A 23854-nucleotide genomic window follows, 5' to 3' on the forward strand; every position below is an offset into this window, starting at 1 on the left:
ATTTTTATCATGTTTTAGCTAATATTCTTCCAAATAAGGGTATAAAGTATCAGTACGAACGTCCTAAACTCTCGTTTCGTTAAAGAAAGGAGGAAGTATGCGTTCGCGCATATGTCATTCTATGGCTGATCAAGAACGAATTCACCAAGACACCCACACCATGAAACCCGATCCTTCCTCGTGGGACCAGTTACCGATCGGTCTCTTTGCATTCGATACGTTCGGACGCATCATCAGTTACAACGATTCGTTCGTCGACTTACTCGGGGTCGTCCCGACGACAAGCTCGATGTTTGAACGGTGCACGACCTCAACGTTTGACTTATACGGTGCCGTCGCCCGTGTACTGGCAGGCGAGACCGTCCGTTTAGCCGGTTGGTATACCCCTCCGAATCGACAGCCCCGTTTCGTCCGGACGACGATGTCGCCAAGCTTTCAGGCTGACGGCCGAATCGACGGCGGGGTCGGCGTCATCGAAGACACGACCGAACAGCGACGTTATGAAGAACGGATGGAGCATCTGTCGTCACTCGACCCGTTGACCGAGTTATTCAACCGTAAAAAAGTCGGCGACGTCCTGACCTCGGCTGTCCAAGATACGGCCGACACGAAAGCACCTGCCGCCGTCATCATGCTCGATATCGACTACTTCAAGCTCGTCAACGACACGTTCGGTCACCCGACCGGCGATCTCGTGTTACGTTCGATCGCTCAATTGCTCCGCCGCAATATAAGGAAGACCGATTCGATCGGTCGCTGGGGCGGCGAAGAGTTTTTAATCGTCGCCCCGCAGTCGACACTTACTGATGGCATCCAGTTGGCCGACAAGTTACGTCAAAAGATCAACGACGAACCGTTCGGTCCGGTCCCGCACGTCACATGTTCGTTCGGCGTCAGTTCGCTTGATGGCGGAAAGACCGTCGAACAAGCACTTCAAGACGCGGACGAGGCGCTGTACGTGGCAAAAAACTCAGGCCGCAACCAAGTGTCGAGCAAACGATGATATGAACTCTAAGAAGAATCGAAGTGTACCAAAAAGGCAGAGCGGATCCGCTCTGCCTTTCGTTTATACATTGAATCGTGATACGAGTTCTTGCAACTCCTCCGCCATATCGGCGAGTGCTTTCGCGGATTGCGACACTTCCTCCATCGAACCGAGCTGGTCTTCTGTCGTCGCCGCGACTTGTTTCGAGGCGTTCGAGTTCTCCTCAGCGATGTGAGCGATTTGCGTCGCTGATGCTGAAACTTCTTCGACGTTCGCCGCGATTTCTTCGACAGTGGCCGTCACGTCCTCGATCCGTGGCGTCATCTCCTGCGTCCGTAACATGATCTTCTTGAAGCGCTCCGCCGTGTTCTCGGTCGTCTCAAGACCCGCTTTCGTATGGGCTGAAACTTCTTTCATCAACGTGACAGACCGCTCCGTCTCTTGCTTGATGTTCTCAATCAACTGCGAAATTTGCTTCGTCGAGTCCTGTGACTGTTCGGCTAGCTTCCGAACTTCACTCGCGACGACGGCAAACCCTTTCCCGTTCTCACCGGCGCGGGCAGCCTCGATCGCCGCGTTCAAGGCGAGCAAGTTCGTCTGCGTCGCGATCCCGTTGATCACATCGACAATGTTTCCGATCTCGTTCGAACGCTTGGCGAGCGACTCGATGACTGCACCGAACGTCTCGACCGATGTGTCGATTGCTTTCATTTGCGTCACGTTATGAGTGACGGCAGCAGTCCCGTCTTCCGCTTCGATCGCCGTCTCGCGAGACAGTTCCGATACGTCCGTCGAGCTTTCAGCGATGCGCATGATGCCTGCCGTGATTGCTTGGAGCGAGACGGCGTTGTCGTCGAGCTGACGTTTCGAATCGTCGGCCCCGGCCGCCATCTGCTGGACCGCGCCGGCAATCTGCTCAGAAGATGCCGCATTCTGCGCCGAGTTGGCCATGAGTTCTTGCGACGATGCGGCGACTTGCCCGATCGATTGATCGAGATTGATGATGATCGAGCGGAGTGACGCCGTCATGCCGTTGAAACTTTCAGCGACACGTCCGATCTCATCGTTCGAATCGACGACGATCTCTTCCGTCAAATCTCCTGCTTGAATCCGTTCCGCGCCCGTCGTCAACCGGTTCAACGGTCGAATGATCGAGCGTAAGATGAAGTATAAGATGACGGCAGCAAGCAAACTCATCCCGGCGATGACACTTAATGTCGTCCACAGGATACCGACCGTCTCATCTGTAATTTCTTTATCATACAACGTCCCGGCCACTTTCCAGCCCGTCAAGTCGTTCGTCATGAAGTCCATTTGTTTGTCTTCATTTTCGAACACATATGAAAAGCTGCCGTCTTTGCCGTCGTAAAGCGATTCGACCCAATCGCCTGATGCCTTCTCGCCTGCGGCTAACGTCGGATGGGTCACGAACTGCTGGTTCGCATCAAGGATTGTGACATAGCCTTCTTTCCCGATTTGAATGCCAGCCGCAACACTCGCGATGTCATCGACGTCAACGTCGACTGCGATGACGCCACGACCGTCATCCGTTGTCTGCGATAGCGTGACCATCATTTTACCTGATGACGCATCGACGTAAGGGTCGGTGATGACGACGTTCCCTCCGGCACCATCTGCCGCTTCGTACCACGGACGTGTCCGGGGATCATAGCCGTCAGGCAACGACTGGACAGGGTAAATCGTCATCACGCCTTCCGTCGACGCGTAATAGATGTTCGTCACTTTCGGATGGGTCGCCAAATATTCGACGAACTTCTCCTCTAACCCAAGGTTGTCTTCTCCTTCTTCGTAGAGCGACTCGTCAATCCGCCCCGCAAAAAAGGCGACGTCGCGCTCAATCGGTTCAATCAGATTCGTGATCTCGTCATTCATCCGCTCCACACCCGCGTGCGCCGACTGCATGATTTGATCCGTAATTTTTTGTTTCGCCTGATAGTAAGCGACAAAGCCGATCAATAACGATGGAATCAATAATAAGAGCAATGACATCGTGATCAACTTTTGTTTAATGCTGATGGTTCGTTGTTTCGTCCGTTTCATAAATAACCCCTATTCCCGAGAATAACTCTCGCTACGTTAACCTATGTATCGGCTAGAATTCGGGGCTTTTTGATGACCTTAGCAAAAAATCGTCACCGTTTTTCTATTCTTGTCAATTGAAAACCTTTTCATTATATACAGAAAACCGTCTGCTCGCATCAAACGAACAGACGGTCCTATCAATGGGTTAACCGCGGCTTAATCGCCATCCGTTACATTGTCTGGTAGGAACTGATTGATTGCATCGATCACTTGTGTGAGGACGGCAAGCGAGCCCAACGTATCGTGCTCACGTTCTAGGCTGTGGTTCACATCAGGAAGCAGAACCGACGTCAGCAAAGGAACGTCTGAAATTTCTTTGTAACGGCTCTCCGTATAACAGTGGTCACGGTCCCCGATGACGACGAGGCGAGGTGTCTCAGACGAAACGATAGTCTCCCTGACATCATCTCGTTGAATGAGTGGCGTTAGCCAGATAGCAAACGCATCCTGGAAAATCGATCTTTTCAATTCCGTGACCATTGCGATCGTTCCGAGCGACTTGCCGATTAAATAAAATTGCTCATATGTATGCTGCGACAACACGTGGTCGACAATTGTGGCCACATCCTGTCTAACAATCTCGCCGATGTCTTCGATTTCATCGTATTGCTCGCGATAATATTCATAGTTGATCTCCAACACATCAACGTGGCGTTCAAGTAAAAGGCTCGTCGAAAAATGAAACACCGGGGCATCGGTCGAATAGCGAAAACCGGGCAATAAAATGGCCAGCTGAGAAGAAGTCGTCTCATGTTGCATCAGCGAATACGAGATTTCGATTCTGCCAATTCCTGTCACTGTACTCGTTACTACTTGAATCATAATCTGCCCCCTTATTAATGAAATAGACGCGGCCAGATAGGCCGCGTCTCAAGCTCCGACAATCGCATCATGGGTCGCTTCCGTCCAGCCATAGGCGACTTCGCGCAACGCGAGTTCGCCGAACAAGCGCTCTTTCGCATCGACGACTCGTCCTTGGCGCTGTTCATAAAACGCCCGGTGCGGGTTCAGCTCGAGCGCCCAGATGATAACGCCACGGCTAGACATCGTTTGGACCGCTTGCTCGAGTAAGAGCGAGCCGATCCCGTTTCGTTGATGGTTTTCTAAAATGTAAATCGCGTAAATCTCGTTCGGATGGTCCGGATAGTCCCCCGTCCGCTCGTCCCCATACAATACGAAACCAACGATCTCCTCATCGACTATGGCGACGAATCCGCTGATTTCGCGGTTGGAAAGGGCACTCCGGACTTTTTCCGACCACTCGATCGACCCAGAAGAAAGCTTTAATAAAAACTCGGTCGGAACGATTCCCCGATAAGTCGTTCGCCAACCGTTGACCCTGACGCGCGCGATCCCGTAAGCGTCTTTCGGCTCAGCTTTCCGTATTTGCATCCGTACCCCCTCCTACCCTAAGTTTTACAAGTAGTTTACCACAAATCACCGAATCGAAATCACACTTCTTCCAGAAACGACTGACAATCATTTGACAAAAAACGACCGTAGGAATCCCTACGGTCGAGTTTGTTAAGCGACGTCACGCGTTGGCTCTGCAGTCGCTGTCGTAAGCGGTTTTTTCAAGAACGAGAGAAGGAGTGCCCCGACGAGTGCCCCTGCGAGAATCGCAAGTGCGTAGAGACCCATGCTCATCGCGACGTTTCCAGCTCCTTCAAGTAACGGGAAGACGAAGATCCCACCGTGTGGCGCCGGCAATTGAATCGCGAAGAAGGCAGATAATCCACCGGCGAGTGCTGACCCGAGAATCGCTGACGGCAATACCCGGATCGGGTCGGCCGCAGCGAACGGGATGGCCGCTTCTGTGATGAACGAGGCGCCCATGATGTACGCCGTCTTACCAGCTTCACGTTCTTGTTTCGAGAACTTCTGACGAGCGAACACGGTTGACGCGAGCGCGACGAGAAGCGGTGGCACCATCCCACCTGCCATGACGGCCGCCATGACTTCTTGGTTACCGGCTGTGAGTGCCGCCGTACCGAACACGTATGCTGTCTTGTTGATCGGGCCACCCATATCGACGGCCATCATCCCACCGACGATGACACCGAGCAAGATGGCGTTAGCACCACTCATGCTGTTGAGCGTATCCATCAACCATGTCATGAACGCTGCAATCGGTTCGTTGACGACAAGTAGCATGATCATCCCTGAGATGAACGAGCCGAGCAACGGATACAGGAGGACTGGTTTAATTCCTTCAAGCGTCGCTGGCAATTTCGCGAGTGCTTTTTTCAAGAACAGGACGACGTAACCAGCTAAGAAACCGGCGATGAGTCCACCGAGGAATCCGGCATTCCCTTCGCTCGCGAGCACACCGGCGACGAGACCAGGTGCGAGACCCGGACGATCGGCGATCGACATCGCGATGAAACCGGCAAGGATTGGGACGAGGAATCCGAACGCCGCGCCACCGATTGTCATGAGCTGAGCCGCAAATTCATTGTACGACGGATCATCTGGGTTTGCCGAGTTGATTCCCCAGAAGAAGCTGAGGGCAATCAATAGACCACCGGCGACGACGAGTGGCAGCATGGCTGATACCCCGCTCATCAAGTGTTTGTAAATGCCGGTGCGCTGTTCTTTAGGAGCGCCTGACGTCCCTGTCGAACGGTAAACCGGTGCATCTTGTTTCACAGCCCGGTTGATCAACTCTTCCGGTTTGCGGATGCCTTGCGCGACCGGTACTTCGATCACGTGTTTCCCGGCGAACCGCTCCATGTCGACGGCTTTATCGGCCGCGACGATGATAGCTGTCGCTTTGGCGATATCAGCTGCCGTCAATTCGTTTTTGACGCCAGTCGAACCGTTCGTCTCGACTTTGATGTCGACACCCATCGCTTCTGCTTTTTGTTTCAAGCTGTCTGCTGCCATATACGTGTGCGCGATGCCGGTCGGGCAAGCCGTGACGGCAAGGATATAAGGTGCATCCTTTTTGACCGTTTTTTCAGCAACCGGTGCCGCTTCGGCCGCTTCTTTCTCTTCGATCGCGCGAATGACGTCATCTTCTGACGTTGCCGCATAGAGACGTTCCTGGAATTTTGGATCCATAAGGAAGACGGATAATTTCGAGAGTGTTTCCAAGTGCTCGTTGTCGGCGTGTTCGCCTGCTGCGATCATGAAGAACAGGCGGCTGTCTTGGCCGTCGAGCGCTTCATAGTCGACTCCGCTCGAGCGACCAAAGGCGATCGCGGGTGCTTTGACAGCTTTCGTCTTCGCGTGCGGGATGGCAATCCCTTCACCGAGTCCGGTCGTGCTTTGCGCTTCGCGGGCCAAGATGGCGTCGCGATAACCGTTCCGGTCCGCTAGCTTACCGGCCCGGTCGAGCACGTCGACGAGCTCTTCGATGACGTCTGCTTTTGAACGACTGCGGAGATTCAGTTGGATCGTGTCCTTTTTGAGTAGGTCCGTGATGTTCATGTTGTTTCCTCCAATCGGGATAGTGGGGTGACGTCGACTTCGCCGACCAAGCGGTCCACGTCTTGTTTCGTACAGAGGCCAAACGTATAAGCAGACGCGCTGCCGGTCGTGACCGCATAGCGGAACGCCTTGGTTGCGTCGTGGTCTAAAATGTTAGCGACAAAACCGGCGACGAGTGAATCCCCCGCTCCGACCGAGTTGACGAGTTTCCCGCTCGGCGTGTTCGCCGTATAGGCACCTGTCGCGTTGACGAGCATCGCGCCGTCTCCTGCGAACGAGACGATGACGTTTTTGGCGCCACGCTCGACTAACTGTTCCGCGTAAGGGAGCGCCTGGTCAAACGTCTCGATATCGACATCAAACAGTTCACCGAGTTCGTGATGGTTCGGTTTGATCATGAGTGGTTCGAGCGAGAGCACCTCGAGCATCGCTTCTTTCGTCGTATCGACGACGAAGTCGGCTCCGTTCGCTCGAACTTTCTCAGCGAGCGTCCGGTAAAGTGTGCTCGGTAGATTGCCAGGGATACTTCCGGCCAAGACGACGATATCACCTGCTTGGACGTGTTCGAACTGTGCCGTCAACTGTTCAAGTTCCGCGTCCGAGATGACAGGACCACTCGCGTTCAATTCCGTCTCTTCTTTCGCCCGGATCTTGACGTTGATTCGGGTCTCGCCATCGACTTCGATGAAATCGGTCTCGACACCCTTGTCCGTCAACGCTTTCTTAATAAATTCACCTGTCGTCCCGCCGATGAATCCTAGGGCGACCGTATCGGCGTCGAACTCACGTAAGACGAACGAGACGTTGATACCTTTTCCTCCGGCCCGCTGCGTCGTCTCTTGGATGCGGTTGACCTCACCTAAGACGACTTCTGGTAACGTGACGTAATAATCGATTGATGGGTTGAGTGTTAACGTGTAAATCATTGGGCGTTCACCACCTTTGTTAAGGATTGGACTGAACTGACGTACGGTGCACCGCTCATCGTGATGAGTGTCGCCGCCTCGAGGGGCGCCACTCGGCTGAACGAACGTTTCCCGAATTTTGAATCGTCCGCCAAGATGTAGGCGTCCCGAGCCAGTTCAATCGCTGTTTTTTTGACGAGGGCTTCTTCTGGGTCAGGCGTCGTATAGCCCGCTTCTAGGTCGACCCCGTTGATACCGAGAAAAGCGACATCGACCCGGTAGTTCATCATGCTCTCGCGGGCATTGTAGCCGACGAGCGCTTGCGTCGAACGTTTCAACTCGCCGCCGACCACGAACGTCTTAATATCGAGATCGAACAAGTCGTTGGCAATCGGGAGGCTGTTCGTGACGACGATGACTTTCTTTCCGGTCAAGAACGGGACCATCGCTTGTGTCGTCGTCCCGGCATCGAGATAGACGGACATCCCGTCTTCGATGAACGTCGCGGCCTTCCGTGCGATCGCGACTTTCTCATCGACGTGCCGATCCCGTTTTTCCTCGAACGTCGGCTCATCTTCAGCGCGAACGACGAGCGTCGCCCCGCCATGGACCCGTTCAAGGTAGCCTTCGGCCTCAAGGTCCGTCAAATCACGGCGGATCGTCGACTCTGACGCCCCCATCCATTCGACCAACTCTTTCAGCTTGACGATCTTTTGTTCCGACAACCGTTGCAAAATCATCTGATGTCGTTGTTTCGTTAACATCGTATTCCCTCCGTATCTCCAATATAAAGCGTTTACATTCAAAAAACAATCAAAAACATTCAAATTCATTCACTTTTTATCTTATCGTCACAATTATAACACAAAAAACGGTCACTAAGTGACCGCTTACGACTGTTTTTCACTATTTGATTAACCAATCGTTCAATTTCTGTAACAACTGTGGATGAAGCGGGGCCTCGATCGCCTCACGATATTCTTTGTGCAACGTTAAAAGTGAATGCGGGCTCGTCCGTTCGACGAGGAGGTGGTTCATATCTTTAATGATATAGCTGTCGACATCGCCTTTCGTCCGCAGTGAATGGACGTGTTCAGGCGGGACTTGGACGTCACGGTCACCGGTGATGGCAAGCAGCGCGACGCGCACGAGCTCGAGCCGTTCCCGGACGTCATACGACGCATGTTCACGAATCCATTTGGCGTTGACGACTTGGCCTCGGTATTTGAACGCAGCGACGTTCGTCCGGAGCGAGCGCTCGAGCAGATCGTCTTGTCGTTGTCTGACTTTTTTCGGGACGCCGGTCAACCGGTAAAACATCCCTTTCAACCCTTTCACGCGCCCGATCTCGGATGCGAGCGCGTCGGCTTGATGTAAGAACATCTGCTTCGACGAGTCGTTGAATCCGGCGAGGAGGATCAATCCGGCCGCATTCGTCTCGAGTTGAACGGCCGGGGCGATGACCGCCCCTTCGCTATGGCCAAGCACGTAGACATCGCCCGTTTCAGGCAACCGTTGGATCGTTTTCACGACTTCGATCGCATCGTTGACCAAGTCAAGGAGTCCGACTTTATTAAAGTCACCATCCGACTCCCCGATCCCTTGTTTGTCGTACCGAAATACGTTGACGCCCATGCCATATAGCGCGTCGGCTAGTTTTTTATACGTATTGAACTGGACGGGTCCGACATTGCCGTTCCGGTCACTCGGCCCGCTCCCGCTCAAGATGACGACCGTCTTTCGCGGCGTGTCATGCAATAAAAGCGTACCGGCCAGTTCACCGTAATGTCTTGTAATGTTCATGTTTCGTTCCATTGTATCGCCTCCTCTTTCATCATACCGAACAATTCGAGAGAGGACGAGTGTTTCAGTCAAAAAGAAAGAACCGCCCTCACACGGGGACGGTTCAAGACATCATTGTGTGGCGAGCCAATCTGTTAGCCAAGCGACGTGGTCTTCCATCGCCTCGTTCGACAAACGGTCGATTGTATCGGCTTCAGTTAAAGCATCAAACTCAGCCGTCAATGAATCGCTTAATGACATGACCGGTACGCCTTCCGCATGAAATTCATCTAAATACGACGTCCCGAGTGGCTTCACATCAAGTGATGACCAGCTTCCTTGCTCAAGGACCGGCAGTCTTGTCATCCCTTTTGTCCTTACAAAACGTGCATCTTCCCCGGTACCAAGAATATCTAATGACAGTACTAAAGACGGCAAAGTTTCAGCCTGTTTCGCTGTTTCTAAATAATCCATGGCGGTCTCGTAGCCACCCCCACTTCCGTTCAAGAAGACATACCGGATCGTCGCATCCGTATCAATGCCATCCATTTGTTCGATGAGCGCGTACAATATCGATGAACCACCAAGGCTCCATAACGCATGGTCCCCGTAACCCGTGCCGTCAAGCCTAGCCAAGATCACAATCTCCTCGTCTGTTTTACCAGGTTGAATAAATTCGACATACGGCACCTCGTCGTCGACGAACGGTTCGACCGAGACATGCGTCCCGTCCGTCAAACGATCTGCTGTCTCAACGTCGACGCCGATGCCGGGCAGCCGCGTCCGTGGCGAAGTATAAATGGTTCCGTAATAAGCCTCTTCTTGTTCATCGGGCGTGACAATGTACCCTTCGGCTCCTGCCTCCAACAGGTTGAGTAAGTGGCGATTCGCCTCATCATCAATGAGGACCTCTCCATATGGATCAGCCGACGTGTCCCTCCCGTCAAGCTCGAGTGATTTGACCGTCATCGGCAAAACGACGACTTTTCCTTCTACATCATCAATCGGTTCGTTCCAATCCGTTTGAATCACTTCACCGTCAAATCCAGCTTCTAAGATGAAATGAGATACACCATCGAATCGTTCGTCGTCTTCAATGGTCAACGTCGTCCAATGGCTCGGTACTGAGGCGTAATGGACGAAGCGGTCCATCTCAAGATCGAGCTCGGTTCCGAGCGACTCGAACAGCTCGACGTTCTCCCAACTGTTAACGTCTCGGTCGTACGACGCAAAATATTCGGCCGTCTCATACGGGCTTGCGTAAGCGGCCGGACTGAAGTAAAGAAATACGGCATACAAGGCCGACAGTAAGCTATAAATGATTGTCATTTGGTCGTCTCCATCTACATCAATATTCGCCATACTTGATTGGCATTATTCAATTATAGTAAGTCATCTGACAATTGTATATCCTAATTTACAGCAAAAAAAGCGGTCATCCCCGTTGTGAGGATGACCGCTCTGATCATGGATTCTTAGACGCCTTCGTACGCTGCGTACATGATTTCTTTCAATTCTTCGACGAGCGGCATTTTCGGGTTCGCCGTCGTACATTGGTCTTCGAACGCATCGACCGCCATTTTGTCGATCTTCGCATCGAGGTCCGCTTTCTTGATGCCTTGTGCTTTGAACGAGAGTTTGATGTTCAAGCGCTGTCCGAGCTCGATGATCGCTTGGACGAGTGACTCGACGCCTTCTTCAGTCGTCTTCGCCGGGAGTCCGAGGAAGCGTGCGATTTCAGCGTAGCGCTCGTCAGCGATGAATGACTCATATTTCGGGAACGCCGCAAGTTTCGATGGGCGTGTCGCGTTGTAGCGGATGACGTGCGGCATGAGGATCGCGTTCGTCCGACCGTGCGGCACGTGGAACTCGCCACCGATTTTGTGCGCGATCGAGTGGTTGATCCCGAGGAACGCGTTCGCGAATGCCATACCAGCCATCGTTGAGGCGTTGTGCACTTTTTGACGAGCTTCAGCGTCGCTTCCGTTTTCGTAAGCTTTCGGGAGGTAGTCGAAGATCATCTTCATCGAACGGAGGGCCAGTCCGTCTGTATAGTCGTTCGCCATGACCGATACGTACGCTTCGATCGCGTGTGTCAAGACGTCCATTCCTGTGTCAGCCGTGATTGAAGCCGGTACCGTCATAACGAACTCAGGGTCGATGATGGCGACGTCTGGTGTGATCGCGTAGTCGGCAATCGGGTATTTGACGTTCCGTTTTTTATCAGTGATGACCGTGAACGGTGTAACTTCTGAACCTGTACCTGACGTCGTCGGGATCGCGACGAACATCGACTTGTTGCCGAGCGTCGGGAACTTGTACGTCCGTTTGCGGATATCCATGAACTTCTGGCGAAGGTTTGAGAACTTCTCTTCTGGACGTTCGTAGAAGAGCCACATCCCTTTCGCAGCATCCATCGGTGAACCACCACCGAGCGCGATGATCATGTCTGGTTGGAATTGGCGCATCGCCTCAGCACCGGCCATGACCGTCTCGACTGATGGGTCTGGCTCGACTTGGTCGAAGATGCGGTAGTCAACACCAGCCGGCAAGTTTTTGATGACTTTGTCAGCAAATCCGAGTTTGACCATCATTTCGTCTGTGACGATCATTGCCCGTTTTTTCGACGTGAGCGACTGCAAGTATTGAACCGAGTTTTTCTCGAAGTAAATTTTTTCAGGGACTTTAAACCATTGCATATTCACGCGACGTCTCGCCACCTTTTTCACGTTGAGTAGATGTTTCGCCGTCACGTTCTCAGAGACGGAGTTTTTACCGTACGACCCACAACCGAGTGTGAGTGATGGTGTCATTTCGTTGTAAAGGTCACCGATACCGCCGTGTGCCGTTGGCGAGTTGACGATGATGCGGCAAGCTTTCATGCGAAGTCCGAACGCGAGGATCGCGTCGTCGTCTGTCGAGTGGATTGCGGCCGTATGACCGAGACCACCGATTTCAAGCATTTTCTCAGCGATCGCGAAGCCTTCTTCTCGTGATTGAACTTTATAAGCGCCGAGCACCGGGCTGAGCTTCTCGTGTGAGAGCAGTTCTGTCGCGCCGACTGTCTCGAGTTCAGCGATCAAGATTTTCGTGTCGGCCGGGACGCTGAGTCCAGCTTTCTCGGCGATCCATGCTGCCGGTTTCCCGACGATCTCAGGGTTGACCGCACATGTGTCTGTCTTGATGACGAGTGTTTCGAGTTTGGCTTTTTCTTCTGGTGAGCAGAAGTAGCAGCCAAGCGCTGTCATTTCACGTTTCACGTCTTCATATACTTCTTGGTCGACGATGATCGCTTGTTCTGACGCACAGATCATGCCGTTATCGAACGTTTTCGATAAGATGACGTCCGAGATGGCGCGTTTTACTTTCGCTGTCTTGTCGATATAAGCCGGGACGTTACCAGGTCCGACGCCGAGCGCTGGTTTACCTGTCGAGTAAGCCGACTTCACCATTGCCGCGCCGCCTGTTGCGAGTACCATGGCCACGCCTGGGTGGTTCATGAGTGCTTTCGTCGCGTCGAGTGACGGTTTTTCGACCCATTGGATCAAATGTTCCGGTGCACCTGCTGCGATTGCTGCGTCACGAAGGACGCGGGCCGCTGCACTTGAACATTGTTGTGCTGACGGGTGGAAGCCGAAAATGATCGGGTTACGTGTTTTGATGGCGATGATCGCTTTGAACATCGTCGTTGATGTCGGGTTCGTGACCGGTGTGACCCCGGCGACGACACCGACCGGCTCGGCGATGTATGTGATGCCGTTTTGCTCATCGTCTTCGATGACGCCGACTGTTTTCTCACCGCGAAGTGAGTTGAAAATATATTCTGTCGCAAAGATGTTTTTGATCATCTTGTCTTCAAACACACCGCGACCTGTTTCTTCAAATGCATGTTTAGCGAGTACGACGTGTTGCTCGAGTCCGGCTAACGCCATCGCTTGGACGATCGTGTCGATTTTCTCTTGGTCAAACGTCATCAACGTGTCGAGTGCCGTGTGCGCTTGCTTGACGAGCGTGTCGACCATCTGTTCTGCTGATGTTTCCACTACTGCTTTCTCTTTAACTGCCATGTTGGTTTCCTCCTCATGAATGAGAGCTGATCTTCTGACTTGATGGAGAGCACGGGATAATCGGTTTGCCTGATAAGAGTTTGTGCTTTCCTTCACATTCATAGAATACACCGTTTCATTCAATTTGTGCGTGACAACAATGTGAACTCTTTCACAATATTTTTTTGCTGTTTGAGGATAGGTCTTGATTTTTATAGATCAGCTCAGTAAAATCGTATGCGTTTTCATGAAAACAAGGACAGACCTATATGTAAACGCTTACATTATTTGTGTCGTTAGTTTGGCGGAATCGGTGTGTAAATGCTCACAGTCCGATGATTGCTCGTCCACCCCGCCTGTGGTCGTGTATAATGAAGAAAGAACCTGACTAGGAAGTGACTATGACTATGCCAAGACAAGATGCAGCCGATCAGTTTGTGAAACTGATCCCGTTAATCAGAAGAAAACTGCTCCGCCGCTCCGACCTCCCGCAAATCCCGAACTTAAATTTCTCTCACTTTCATCTATTGATGTTGATCGAGGATGAAGGCGCGGTCACGAACGGACAAATTAGTGAGACGTTATCAATTGCCCCGCCGAACGTGACGCCGCTCATCACGAAGCTCGTCGACGAAGGGTATATTACACGTGTCCCTGACGAGCGCGACCGCCGCGTCATCTGGAACCAATTAACCGACCAAGGAGAGCGCGTGCTCCTCGAGCGGCGCGACTCGTTTCGGCGCCTGTTCGAGGATCGGTTAGCGTTCCTCGATGAGGATGAGACCGACCGCTTGATCGACAGTTTAAAGACGCTGACCGAGATCGTTGAGAAGATGGACAAGAGCGAGGGATGATTTTCTCTCGTCAACGCTCGCTTCTTCTTATATAATCGACAGTGAATCTATCGAACAATGGAAAGTGAGATGACACGTAATGGGTCGTAAATGGAACAACATTAAAGAGAAAAAGGCGTCTAAAGACGCCAATACGAGTCGTATCTACGCGAAGTTCGGCCGCGAGATCTACATCGTCGCCCGCCAAGGTGAACCTGATCCGGAATTGAACCAATCGCTCAAGTTCGTCGTCGAGCGCGCGAAGACGTATAACGTCCCGAAAGCGATCATCGACCGGGCCATCGACAAAGCGAAAGGCGGCGACGAAGAGAACTTCGACGAACTCCGCTATGAGGGCTTTGGGCCGAGCGGGTCGATGCTCATCGTCGACACGCTCACGAACAACGTCAACCGGACCGCCTCTGAAGTTCGGGCCGCGTTCGGCAAGAACGGTGGTAACATGGGCGTCAGCGGGTCGGTCGCGTATATGTTCGATGCGACGGCCGTCATCGGTGTCGGCGGGATGACAGCAGACGACGTGCTCGAACTCATGATGGAGCACGATCTCGATGTCCGTGACGTCATCGAAGAAGATGAGACGGTCATCGTCTATGCCGAGCCGGAAGAATTCCATGCCGTCCAGACCGCGTTCAAAGCGGCGGGTGTGGAGACGTTCGAAGTCGCCGAGCTGACGATGCTACCGCAAAACGAAGTCGAACTCGACGAAGCGTCGAAAGAGCAATTCGAGAAACTACTCGACGTGCTCGAAGACTTAGAAGACGTTCGTCAGGTGTACCATAACGTCGAACTATGATGAAGAAGCGATAACTTTTCGAAGTTGTCGCTTTTTTTGTTTTCATGATTTGACAAGTCATAAAACGTATGTTAAATTTCAAAAGTCTTTATCGTATTAAAGTGATAACAAGAGAAAGAACTTATGATTCGAAAGGTGTTGGAACTCATGAATGCTGTATTATTAGCTGTCATTGTCTTATTTGCTCTCGCGATCAGTCGTGTCCATATCGTCTTATCGCTCATCCTCGCCGCCATCGTCGGTGGACTTGTCGGAGGACTCGGTTTCAACGACACGTTGACCGCTTTCAGCGACGGGCTTGGTGGCGGTGCCACGATCGCCCTCAGCTACGCCCTGCTCGGTGCGTTCGCCGTCGGCTTGTCAAAGACCGGCCTGCCTGACGTCCTGGCTGAACGGTTGATCAGCATGTCTGGCCGTGATGTGACCGGCAAGAGCGTCGGTCGCGTCAAAGCGTTACTGCTGTCGCTGCTGCTCTTACTCGCTATCAGCTCACAGAACGTCTTACCGATCCACATCGCCTTCATCCCGATCGTCGTACCGCCGTTACTCGTCTTGTTCAATGAGTTGAAACTCGATCGCCGGCTCGTCGCGACGATCCTCACGTTCGGGCTTGTCACACCGTACATGTTGCTACCGGTCGGCTTCGGCGGCATCTACTTGAACGAGATTTTGCTCCCGAACGTCGAGACGAACGGGATGGCCGTCGGTGACGTCAATATCGTCAGCATCATGGCCATCCCGGCACTCGGGATGCTCGTCGGACTCATCACCGCTTTCTTCCACTACCGGAAACCGCGGTCGTATGAAACGATCCAACTCGGTCCGAGCGACTATGAGGTCCGCACGTTGAGCAACATGAAGATTTGGTTGACGGCGATCGTCGTCTTGGTCGTCTTGGTCGTTCAATTGCAGACCGAATCGATGATCGCTTCGGCCGTGACCGGTTTGATCCTGTTGACGCTCTTCCGTCTCATCCCTTGGTCAGAAGCGGACGATATCTTTACGAGCGGCATGCGCATGATGGCCTTCATCGGTTTCGTCATGATCGCCGCGAGCGGATTCGCCGCCGTCATCCGTGAAACGGGTGCGATTGAACCGCTCGTGAGCGGAGCAAGCAACTTGATGGGTGACTCGCAGTTCCTCGCCGCCCTCGTCATGCTCCTCGTCGGTCTCGTCATCACACTCGGTATCGGCTCGAGCTTTTCGACCATACCGATCATCGCCGCCATCTTCGTGCCGTTATGTATCCAGTACGGTTTCTCGGTCGAGGCGACGATCGCCATCATCGGAACGGCCGGAGCACTCGGTGACGCCGGTAGCCCGGCGAGTGATTCGACGCTCGGACCGACGAGCGGTTTGAACGCGGACGGGCAACACGACCACTTGCGTGAGACGGTCTGGCCGACGTTCCTCCACTACAACATCCCGCTCATCATCTTCGGCTTGATCGCCGCGATGGTATTATAATCACTTGCGGTTACGCCGCGCGTAAATCGTGCCCAGTAAGACGAGTACAAGTAAAAACCAAAACCCGGTATACATGAGGACTTCCATTAGCATCTCTGACTCCTCCTGTTGATCAATCTAAAAAGGAGCGACATCGCGTCGCTCCTTTTTATGATGAAGTTTTTAGACGAGATTGACAAGCCTCCAAGTAAGCGTCGACCGTTTCAGCGACTTCTCGCCCTTCGCGGATCGCCCAGACGATCAAACTTTGTCCGCGTCTCGCGTCTCCGGCGACGAAAATGCCGTCTACGTTCGAAACGTAATCTCGTTTCGCTTCGATGCCTAGTTTCCGTAATTCGGATTCAGGGCGCTCAAAACCGATGGCGACGAGGACGAGGTCGGCCGGATACGTCTTGTGTGAATCTTCGACGACGAAGAACGTCGCGTGACCGTCTGGTTTGACGATCTTTTCCATCCGTTCCGTCTCGATGCCGGCGACGCGACCGTCTTGGCTAATAACTCGGTTCGAGCGGATCAAATACGTTCTCGGGTCATGCTCATAACGTTCGATCGCCTCGGCGTAAGCATAATCGACCGAAAGCGTGTCTGGTTGAAGTGGCCACGGACGTTCTGGCACCCGGAACATGCCTTTTTCCGGGTGTTTGCCGAACTGTGTGACCGATTTCGCACCTTGCCGGATCGCCGTCGCGACACAATCGGCCCCTGTGTCACCGCCACCGATGACGATGACGTCTTTCCCGGCCGCGTCATACTGTGCGTCGATCATTTTTCCGCCGAGCACCCGTGTCGACTCGGTCAAATAGTCCATCGCCGGTTCGACGCCGGTCGCATCGTCCCCTTCGATTCCGAGCGTCCGCTGTTTCTGCGCCCCCGTCGCCAGGATGACGGCATCAAACTTGTGGCGGAGTGACTCGACCGTCACATCAACACCGACGTTGACACCTGTCTTAAAGCGGATTCCTTCCGCCGCCAGCAAGTGAATCCGGCGCCGGACGACGTCTTTATCAAGCTTCATGTTTGGGATTCCGTAAAACAACAACCCGCCCGCCTCGTCAGCTTTTTCATACACAGTGACGTGATGACCGATTTGATTCAACTGGTCCGCCGCAGCGAGACCCGCTGGACCGCTGCCGATGATGGCGACCGAGCGTCCGGTCCGCATCTGGACGAGGCGCGGCTGGACCCATCCTTCTTCGAACGCGCGGTCGATGATCGTCCGTTCGATCGATTTGATGGCGACCGGGTCCTCGCTGATGCCGAGCGTACACGACCCTTCACATGGGGCCGGACAAACGCGGCCCGTGAACTCTGGGAAGTTGTTCGTCTCCATCAACCGCTCGTAAGCGCGATACCAGTCTTGGTCCGAGACGAGCTTGTTCCATTCCGGAATCAAATTGTGGATCGGGCACCCGATCGTCTCTTGCCCGATCATGTCACCGACGTGACAAAACGGGGTCCCGCAGTCCATGCAGCGCTCGGCCTGCTTGACGATCGGTTCATCGTCCATCCGGGATGCATATTCATCATAGTCACGTATCCGCTCGAGCACTGTCCGCTCAGGGAGCGTCTCACGTGGGATATCGATAAATTTATGTCTCATACTACGCCTCCTTCAGTCACGACCCGGAACAGTTCGAGGGCACGGTCTGCCTCGTTCAGTTCCGGACGAGTGGCTTCAATTTGACGCATGACGTCAAGTACGTTCGCATAATCGCGAGGTACGATTTTGACGAAGCGCTTCCGCTCGTCATCGAACGACTCGAGGATACGACTCGCTTTCACACTATCCGTGTGGAATTGATGCATCTCGAGCAGCGAATAAATCTGTTCTGTGTCCTCATCGGTCAACTCGCGTTCGACCGCTACGAGTTCCGTGTTGACGAGTTGGTCATAGTCTTGGTCACCGTATAGGAAGGCGACACCTCCGGACATCCCGGCCGCGAAGTTGCGGCCGACCGTTCCTAGGACGACGACCGTCCCACCGGTCATATATTCACACCCGTGATCCCCGACGCCTTCAGTGACGGTGACGGCACCTGAGTTTCGGACCGCGAACCGTTCCCCCGTGTGTCCGTTAAAGAATGCCATCCCCGATGTCGCCCCGTACAAGCAGACGTTGCCGGCGATGATTTGTTCGCTCTCGTCGAACGGGGCATGTTTCTCAGCGATGACCGCGAGTTTCCCGCCGCTCAACCCTTTTCCGACATAATCGTTCGCATCCCCGATCACAGAGATCGTGATGCCATGAGGAAGAAATGCGCCTAAACTTTGTCCGGCCGACCCGCTCAGTCGGAGTGAGATCGTATCTTCAGCCAAACCGATGTTGCCGTGAACTTTCGTCACTTCGTAGCCGAGCATCGTCCCGACGGCCCGGTCCGTATTGCGGACCCGCCCGACGAAGAACGTCGGTTGAAGCGATTTGATCGAACGCGATACGGCTGGGATCAATTTTCGATGGTCGTACGACTGAAAAGCCGGATGAGGTAACTCTTCCTTCCCCGGTAACGCTGTCGGGACCGATAACATCGGTGTCAAATCGAGCATTTTCGCTTTCGCGTGCTCCTGTTTCCAGGCGCTCTCTTCTAGCAAGTCCGTTCGGCCGATGACCTCACCGATCGTCTTCGCGCCGAGCGAGGCGAGTATTTCGCGCACTTCTTCGGCGAGGAACGTCATAAGATTGACGACGTGTTCCGGTTTACCCATGAACTTTTGGCGAAGCGCCGGGTCTTGTGTCGCGACGCCGACCGGACACGTGTCCAGATGACAGGCCCGCATCATGATACAGCCGAGCACGACGAGCGGTGCCGTCGCGAACGCGTATTCCTCCGCCCCAAAGATGGCGGCGAGGACGATATCGCGTCCGGTCATGAGCTTGCCGTCCGTCTCGAGCGTGACGCGGCCGCGAAGTCCGTTCAATGCGAGCGTCTGGTGTGTCTCAAGCAATCCGAGCTCCCACGGGAGACCAGTATGCTTGATCGACGTTCGAGGCGAAGCACCTGTCCCGCCATCGTAGCCGCTGATGACGATCGTGTCGGCGTTCGCTTTCGCGACGCCGGCCGCAATCGTTCCGACACCGGATTTCGAGACGAGCTTGACGCTCACTTTTGCTTGCGGATTGACGTGCTTCAAGTCAAAGATCAACTGGGCCAAGTCTTCGATCGAGTAGATGTCATGGTGCGGTGGCGGCGAGATGAGCCCGACACCTGGGACCGAGCCGCGCACTTCGGCGACCCACGGGTAGACTTTATTGCCAGGCAACTGCCCACCTTCCCCTGGTTTCGCACCTTGCGCCATCTTGATTTGAATCTCATCGGCATGATACAAATATTCGGCCGTGACACCAAATCGTCCACTTGCCACTTGTTTGATCCGACTGATGCGCTCGTTCCCGTCCGCGTCAGGAGTGAAGCGGTTACGGTTTTCGCCGCCTTCACCTGAGTTGCTCTTCCCGCCGATCCGGTTCATGGCGATGGCGAGCGTCTCATGTGCCTCTTTCGACAGTGAGCCGAACGACATCGCGCCCGTCTTGAAACGGCTGACGATCGAGGCGACCGATTCGACCTCGTCGATCGGGATAGGCTCTTGCGATTTAAAGTCGAACAACTGTCTTAAAAATTGACCGGATGCTTCGTGCTGTTTGACGTAAGCGTCATAGTAACGGCGTTCGTTCTCACGGCAAGCCCGCTGCAACAAGTGAATCGACTTAGGGTTAAAGGCGTGCTCTTCTCCGTCGGCTCGCCACTGGAAATCTGCTCCCGCTTCAAGCGGACGGTCACGGCTAAACGCCGATTCGTGCTGACGCCGTGATTCTGCTTCGAGCTCCTTGAACCCGATCCCGGACAGTTGTGACGTCGTCCCGCGGAAATGACGGTCGATCAATGCGCGGTCGATGCCGACCGCCTCAAAAATTTGTGCTCCCCGGTAACTTTGCACGGTCGAAATCCCCATCTTCGACATGATTTTGACGATTCCATCGACTGCAGCCGTTTGATAGCGGCGGATTGCTGCTTCGACCGAGAACGAAATCAATCCGGCTTCTACCGCTTCCGCGATCGTCGCGTACACTAAATACGGATAGACCGCATCGGCCCCGTATCCGATCAAAGCGGCGGCTTGGTGCACTTCTCTCACTTCTCCGCTTTCAGCGATGAGACTGCATGACGCCCGTAAGTTCGACCGAATCAAATGTTGATGGACCGCGCTCATGACGAGCAGGACCGGCATCGCGAGCGATGACTCGGACATGTCACGGTCAGACAAGACGATGACTTCAGCCCCATCTCGGACGGCCGCATCGACACGTTCAAACAATGACTCGAGCGAACGTTCGAGGTCTGTTTCATACGTTGTCGTGATGCGGGCGACGTTCATTTTCAACTTCACCGCCTCGACTGTCGCCGCGTCAATGATCGGATGTTCGAGCCAGACGCGGCGGGCGTGTCCCCGACCGGTATGAACCGGATTCGCTTGAGGACCGAGCCAAGTGAACGTCGCCGTGACGATTTTCTCGCGCAACGCGTCGATCGGCGGGTTTGTCACTTGGGCGAAGTGTTGCTTAAAGTAATGGAACAGTGACCGCGGTCGCTCTGACAAGACGGCGACCGGTTGGTCATGGCCCATCGAGCCGATCGGATCTTTTTTCTCGAGGATGAGCGGCACGAGATACTGCTCGATATCCTCTTTCGTGTATCCGAACGCCCGTTGTTTACGGTGCACCTGTTCGACGACCGGTTCATTCACAGGCTGGTCCGCAATCGTCGTCATCTGCTTCAACCATTTCCCGTACGGTTCGGCCCGGGCGATTGTCTGTTTGATCTCTGCGTCTGGAATGAGACGTTTCGATTCCAAGTCGATGAGGAGGAGCTGCCCGGGACGGAGACGCTGCTTCGTCTTGACGTTCTCCGCATGGACCGGGATGACTCCGCTCTCAGACGACAGGATGAGTTCCCCGTCCATCGTCTCGATATAACGCATCGGCCGCAAGCCGTTCCGGTCCAAGATTGCCCCGATTTGACGCCCGTCCGTGAAGACGACGCCCGTCGGTCCGTCCCACGGCTCCATGATCGACGAATGGTACTGATAAAAGTCTTTTTTGAACGGATCCATCGATACTTCGGCGAACGGCTCAGGGATGAGCATCATCGCCGTGTGTGCGATCGAACGACCGGTCCGAGTGAAGAACTCGAACGCGTTGTCGAGCATCGAGGAGTCACTGCCCGTTTCTTGGAGCACGGGGAACAGTTCGTTCACATCATCGAACAGGTCGGTCGAGGTCACACCTTCGCGGGCACGCATCGCATCGATATTCCCACGCAACGTGTTGATCTCACCGTTATGCACGATCATCCGGTTCGGATGGGCCCGCTCCCATGACGGGAACGTGTTCGTCGAGAACCGTGAATGGACGATCCCGAACGTGCTCTTATAAGCCGGCGATTGCAGATCGAGATAAAACCGCTCAATCTGGATCGGCGTCAACATCCCTTTATAAACGATCGTCTTCGTCGACAGGCTCGGAAGATAAAGGTTTAATTCGTCTGTTTTCTCGATCATCCGGCGAAGCTGATAGAGCGAGCGTTCGTTTGAATCGTAGTCCGCGAACGGGCACGACACGAACCATTGATAAATCGTCGGTTGTGTCACCCGAGCGTGTTCACCGATCGCCAAACTGTCGACCGGTACTTCCCGCCAGGCGATCGTCGCGAAATCGAGTTCATCGGCGAGTCGCTCCATTTGTTGTTGCTTGTCGCGCAACTTTGTCTCGTTCGGTTGGAAGAACACCATGCCGACCGCATAGCCCCCCGGCGCTGGCAAGTTCATCGTCTGAGTGAATAACTCGTGTGGCAACTCGGTCATGATGCCGGCCCCGTCACCAGCGTCGATTACGCCTTGCCCACCTCTATGTTCGAGCTTACAGAGCATCGATAGCGATTTGCTGACGATCTCGTGCTTTGTTTCTCCCATTAAATTGACATATAACCCAATACCGCATGCGTCTTTTTCGAATCGTGGATCGTACAAACTTGTTCGCTCCATCGAATCAGCCCCTCTCTATCCATCTTGTTCGTAATTTTTATTCTGTTCTAAATATTCTGAAAAATCAAGTATGTTGAATAGATTTTTGCATAACGGTAACGGGATGAATATTTTTTGTAAGCGGATACATATTTGATATCAAGGGATTTCTCAAAACAACTTATAATCCATAATGAATATTTATCCATCAAATATATTTATGTATAGGTTCATCAGAACTTGTTATTCCCAAAGAAAAAGATAGCCCGTTTTAGGCTATCTTTTTGCTTGTCATACTGTTTTTCTGGAGTGATGCAAAAACGAACGCGGCCGTTTCCAAATGATCAAGCCGACGTAACCGAGCGCGAGCACGATGAGCGCGCTCACGAGGACGACGTAAAGCGTCCCGTTGTCGATTCGGGCGAAGATGCCCACATACGCCCAGGCGAAGACGAGCGGGTAGATGAAGTCGCGGTGCCACCACATGAACACCAAAGCGAGGACGACCCCGACCATGAGCATGAGTGACGTCCATGCCAACTCATCTAAGCCGAGCAACGTCGTAATCCGTTCCGTCTTCATGACGATGAAGACGTTAACGATCGTCGCGACCGACACCCAACCGAGGTAAACCGAGAATGGGAAACGGTCAAGCCAGCTCGTCGACGTGCGGAAGGCGATGTAATACAACCAAGCGAGCGTCGCTAAAAAAGCGGCCATGACGACGAGCGAGGCGATGAACCACTCGTTTGTGAACGCGAGCAGCCAAAGACCGTTCAAAATACACGACACGAGAAAACCTGCCTTCATCCGGTTAGCCTGTCGGTTCGCGACCGACCCTTTCTTCAATTGGAGTACGAGCCATACTGCGAGCGCGACGTAAATGAGTCCCCAAATCGAGAAAGCGTATCCGGCCGGCTTGAAATAAATATCGATCCGGTCTGACACGGCCGCGTTATTACCGCTCGCGAAGTAGTTGATGACGACTGTTGCTAAAAACGCCAGCCAGTTGACTAAAGGCCATTTTGACAAGTCCATAAATAGGATCTTCCGAAGAAGACCTGACACCTCCTTTATTAACATAGTATTCTATACCCGTGTGTCTCTGCTCATACACAAGCGAAATGAAAAAGAGACTCAAATAATGAGTCTCAATCAGTGTGAACTACTCACCACTTATTTGCTTCGCAACTTGAAGTGGGAGCTTCTTGGGAAGACCGTGCTTTGACCAGCCACGGTTGTGGACCAAGCTCGTCGGGCAGTCCCTGCCCTGGAGTGTTTCAGTCGGCGAGACCCAACAGGTTGAGGCTCGCGTTGACGTCGCGGTCATGGTGCGTGCCGCATACGGCGCATGTCCACTCGCGGACGTGCAGGTCCTTCTTGCCGCCGTTCTCGCCACAGGCCGAACAGACCTGGGTCGAGGCGAACCACGGGTCGGCCTGGATCAGTGTGCGGCCGTGGAACCTGCATTT

The 23854-nt window shown here is 53.5% G+C and carries 17 protein-coding genes; 4 read left to right on the plus strand and 13 right to left on the minus strand.

The window, feature by feature from the left end:
- Positions 1 to 160: 160 nt before the first annotated feature.
- A complete protein-coding gene (locus tag EVJ26_RS11870; RefSeq protein WP_161567620.1) occupies positions 161 to 1003 on the plus strand; it encodes a sensor domain-containing diguanylate cyclase in 843 nt (280 codons plus the stop codon).
- A gap of 63 nt (positions 1004 to 1066) precedes the next feature.
- Here EVJ26_RS11870 and EVJ26_RS11875 read toward each other — a convergent pair whose 3' ends face one another.
- From EVJ26_RS11875 to adhE, 9 genes are all read right to left on the minus strand, one after another.
- Positions 1067 to 3046, minus strand: a complete 1980-nt coding sequence (locus EVJ26_RS11875) for a methyl-accepting chemotaxis protein (protein WP_131470571.1) — start codon at positions 3044 to 3046, stop codon at positions 1067 to 1069.
- Positions 3047 to 3244: 198 nt separating this feature from the next.
- Positions 3245 to 3910, minus strand: a complete 666-nt coding sequence (locus EVJ26_RS11880) for an alpha/beta family hydrolase (RefSeq protein WP_131470573.1) — start codon at positions 3908 to 3910, stop codon at positions 3245 to 3247.
- 48 nt (positions 3911 to 3958) lie between these two features.
- Positions 3959 to 4480, minus strand: a complete 522-nt coding sequence (locus tag EVJ26_RS11885) for a GNAT family N-acetyltransferase (RefSeq protein ID WP_131468077.1) — start codon at positions 4478 to 4480, stop codon at positions 3959 to 3961.
- Between the two features lie 132 nt (positions 4481 to 4612).
- Positions 4613 to 6520: a PTS fructose transporter subunit IIABC gene (locus EVJ26_RS11890; protein WP_131457639.1), complete on the minus strand. Its 1908-nt coding sequence runs from the start codon at positions 6518 to 6520 to the stop codon at positions 4613 to 4615.
- Entirely contained in the window at positions 6517 to 7446 is a 930-nt protein-coding gene (pfkB, locus tag EVJ26_RS11895; RefSeq protein ID WP_131457638.1) for a 1-phosphofructokinase, read from the minus strand. Before pfkB ends, EVJ26_RS11890 begins: the two co-directional genes overlap by 4 nt.
- Entirely contained in the window at positions 7443 to 8189 is a 747-nt protein-coding gene (locus tag EVJ26_RS11900) for a DeoR/GlpR family DNA-binding transcription regulator (RefSeq protein WP_131470575.1), read from the minus strand. Before EVJ26_RS11900 ends, pfkB begins: the two co-directional genes overlap by 4 nt.
- Before the next feature lie 142 nt (positions 8190 to 8331).
- Positions 8332 to 9240: an alpha/beta hydrolase gene (locus EVJ26_RS11905; RefSeq protein WP_131470577.1), complete on the minus strand. Its 909-nt coding sequence runs from the start codon at positions 9238 to 9240 to the stop codon at positions 8332 to 8334.
- A 99-nt stretch (positions 9241 to 9339) separates the two neighbouring features.
- The gene (locus EVJ26_RS11910) at positions 9340 to 10536 is read right to left on the minus strand and encodes a zinc-binding metallopeptidase family protein (protein WP_131470579.1); all 1197 of its coding nucleotides are present in this window, start codon (positions 10534 to 10536) and stop codon (positions 9340 to 9342) included.
- Positions 10537 to 10682: 146 nt separating this feature from the next.
- Positions 10683 to 13274, minus strand: a complete 2592-nt coding sequence (gene adhE / locus EVJ26_RS11915) for a bifunctional acetaldehyde-CoA/alcohol dehydrogenase (protein ID WP_131457634.1) — start codon at positions 13272 to 13274, stop codon at positions 10683 to 10685.
- Positions 13275 to 13660: 386 nt separating this feature from the next.
- On the opposite strand from adhE, the gene EVJ26_RS11920 reads away from it, so the two are divergent.
- From EVJ26_RS11920 to EVJ26_RS11930, 3 genes are all read left to right on the plus strand, one after another.
- Positions 13661 to 14107 carry a MarR family winged helix-turn-helix transcriptional regulator gene (locus EVJ26_RS11920; RefSeq protein ID WP_070327337.1) on the plus strand — a complete coding sequence of 149 codons (447 nt, stop codon included), beginning with the start codon at positions 13661 to 13663 and terminating at the stop codon, positions 14105 to 14107.
- Positions 14108 to 14186: 79 nt separating this feature from the next.
- Complete coding sequence (locus EVJ26_RS11925; protein WP_070327338.1) at positions 14187 to 14900, plus strand: YebC/PmpR family DNA-binding transcriptional regulator; 714 nt, start codon at positions 14187 to 14189, stop codon at positions 14898 to 14900.
- A 147-nt stretch (positions 14901 to 15047) separates the two neighbouring features.
- Entirely contained in the window at positions 15048 to 16367 is a 1320-nt protein-coding gene (locus EVJ26_RS11930; protein ID WP_131457633.1) for a Na+/H+ antiporter family protein, read from the plus strand.
- A 148-nt stretch (positions 16368 to 16515) separates the two neighbouring features.
- On the opposite strand, the gene EVJ26_RS11935 is transcribed toward EVJ26_RS11930, so the two are convergent.
- The 4 genes from EVJ26_RS11935 to EVJ26_RS11950 all read right to left on the minus strand — a co-directional run.
- On the minus strand, positions 16516 to 17967 hold the full coding sequence (locus tag EVJ26_RS11935; protein WP_131470581.1) for a glutamate synthase subunit beta: 1452 nt from the start codon (positions 17965 to 17967) through the stop codon (positions 16516 to 16518).
- The gene (gene gltB / locus EVJ26_RS11940) at positions 17964 to 22403 is read right to left on the minus strand and encodes a glutamate synthase large subunit (protein ID WP_131470583.1); all 4440 of its coding nucleotides are present in this window, start codon (positions 22401 to 22403) and stop codon (positions 17964 to 17966) included. Before gltB ends, EVJ26_RS11935 begins: the two co-directional genes overlap by 4 nt.
- A 270-nt stretch (positions 22404 to 22673) precedes the next feature.
- The gene (locus tag EVJ26_RS11945) at positions 22674 to 23420 is read right to left on the minus strand and encodes a TspO/MBR family protein (RefSeq protein WP_070327341.1); all 747 of its coding nucleotides are present in this window, start codon (positions 23418 to 23420) and stop codon (positions 22674 to 22676) included.
- Positions 23421 to 23662: 242 nt separating this feature from the next.
- Positions 23663 to 23854: zinc ribbon domain-containing protein (locus EVJ26_RS11950; RefSeq protein WP_145962641.1), on the minus strand; the 192-nt coding region annotated here is incomplete at its 5' end.

The sequence above is a fragment of the Exiguobacterium sp. SH3S1 genome (assembly GCF_004337105.1).
Lineage (GTDB): Bacteria > Bacillota > Bacilli > Exiguobacteriales > Exiguobacteriaceae > Exiguobacterium > Exiguobacterium aurantiacum_A.

Coding starts and splice junctions, on each gene's coding strand:
- EVJ26_RS11910 (WP_131470579.1), bottom strand. CDS start 10,536: ATGACAATCATTTATAGCTTACTGTCGGCCTTGTATGCCGTATTTCTT.
- EVJ26_RS11920 (WP_070327337.1), top strand. CDS start 13,661: ATGCCAAGACAAGATGCAGCCGATCAGTTTGTGAAACTGATCCCGTTA.
- adhE (WP_131457634.1), bottom strand. CDS start 13,274: ATGGCAGTTAAAGAGAAAGCAGTAGTGGAAACATCAGCAGAACAGATG.
- pfkB (WP_131457638.1), bottom strand. CDS start 7,446: ATGATTTACACGTTAACACTCAACCCATCAATCGATTATTACGTCACG.
- gltB (WP_131470583.1), bottom strand. CDS start 22,403: ATGGAGCGAACAAGTTTGTACGATCCACGATTCGAAAAAGACGCATGC.
- EVJ26_RS11900 (WP_131470575.1), bottom strand. CDS start 8,189: ATGTTAACGAAACAACGACATCAGATGATTTTGCAACGGTTGTCGGAA.
- EVJ26_RS11890 (WP_131457639.1), bottom strand. CDS start 6,520: ATGAACATCACGGACCTACTCAAAAAGGACACGATCCAACTGAATCTC.
- EVJ26_RS11925 (WP_070327338.1), top strand. CDS start 14,187: ATGGGTCGTAAATGGAACAACATTAAAGAGAAAAAGGCGTCTAAAGAC.
- EVJ26_RS11870 (WP_161567620.1), top strand. CDS start 161: ATGAAACCCGATCCTTCCTCGTGGGACCAGTTACCGATCGGTCTCTTT.
- EVJ26_RS11945 (WP_070327341.1), bottom strand. CDS start 23,420: ATGGACTTGTCAAAATGGCCTTTAGTCAACTGGCTGGCGTTTTTAGCA.
- EVJ26_RS11935 (WP_131470581.1), bottom strand. CDS start 17,967: ATGAGACATAAATTTATCGATATCCCACGTGAGACGCTCCCTGAGCGG.
- EVJ26_RS11875 (WP_131470571.1), bottom strand. CDS start 3,046: ATGAAACGGACGAAACAACGAACCATCAGCATTAAACAAAAGTTGATC.
- EVJ26_RS11930 (WP_131457633.1), top strand. CDS start 15,048: ATGAATGCTGTATTATTAGCTGTCATTGTCTTATTTGCTCTCGCGATC.
- EVJ26_RS11905 (WP_131470577.1), bottom strand. CDS start 9,240: ATGGAACGAAACATGAACATTACAAGACATTACGGTGAACTGGCCGGT.
- EVJ26_RS11880 (WP_131470573.1), bottom strand. CDS start 3,910: ATGATTCAAGTAGTAACGAGTACAGTGACAGGAATTGGCAGAATCGAA.
- EVJ26_RS11885 (WP_131468077.1), bottom strand. CDS start 4,480: ATGCAAATACGGAAAGCTGAGCCGAAAGACGCTTACGGGATCGCGCGC.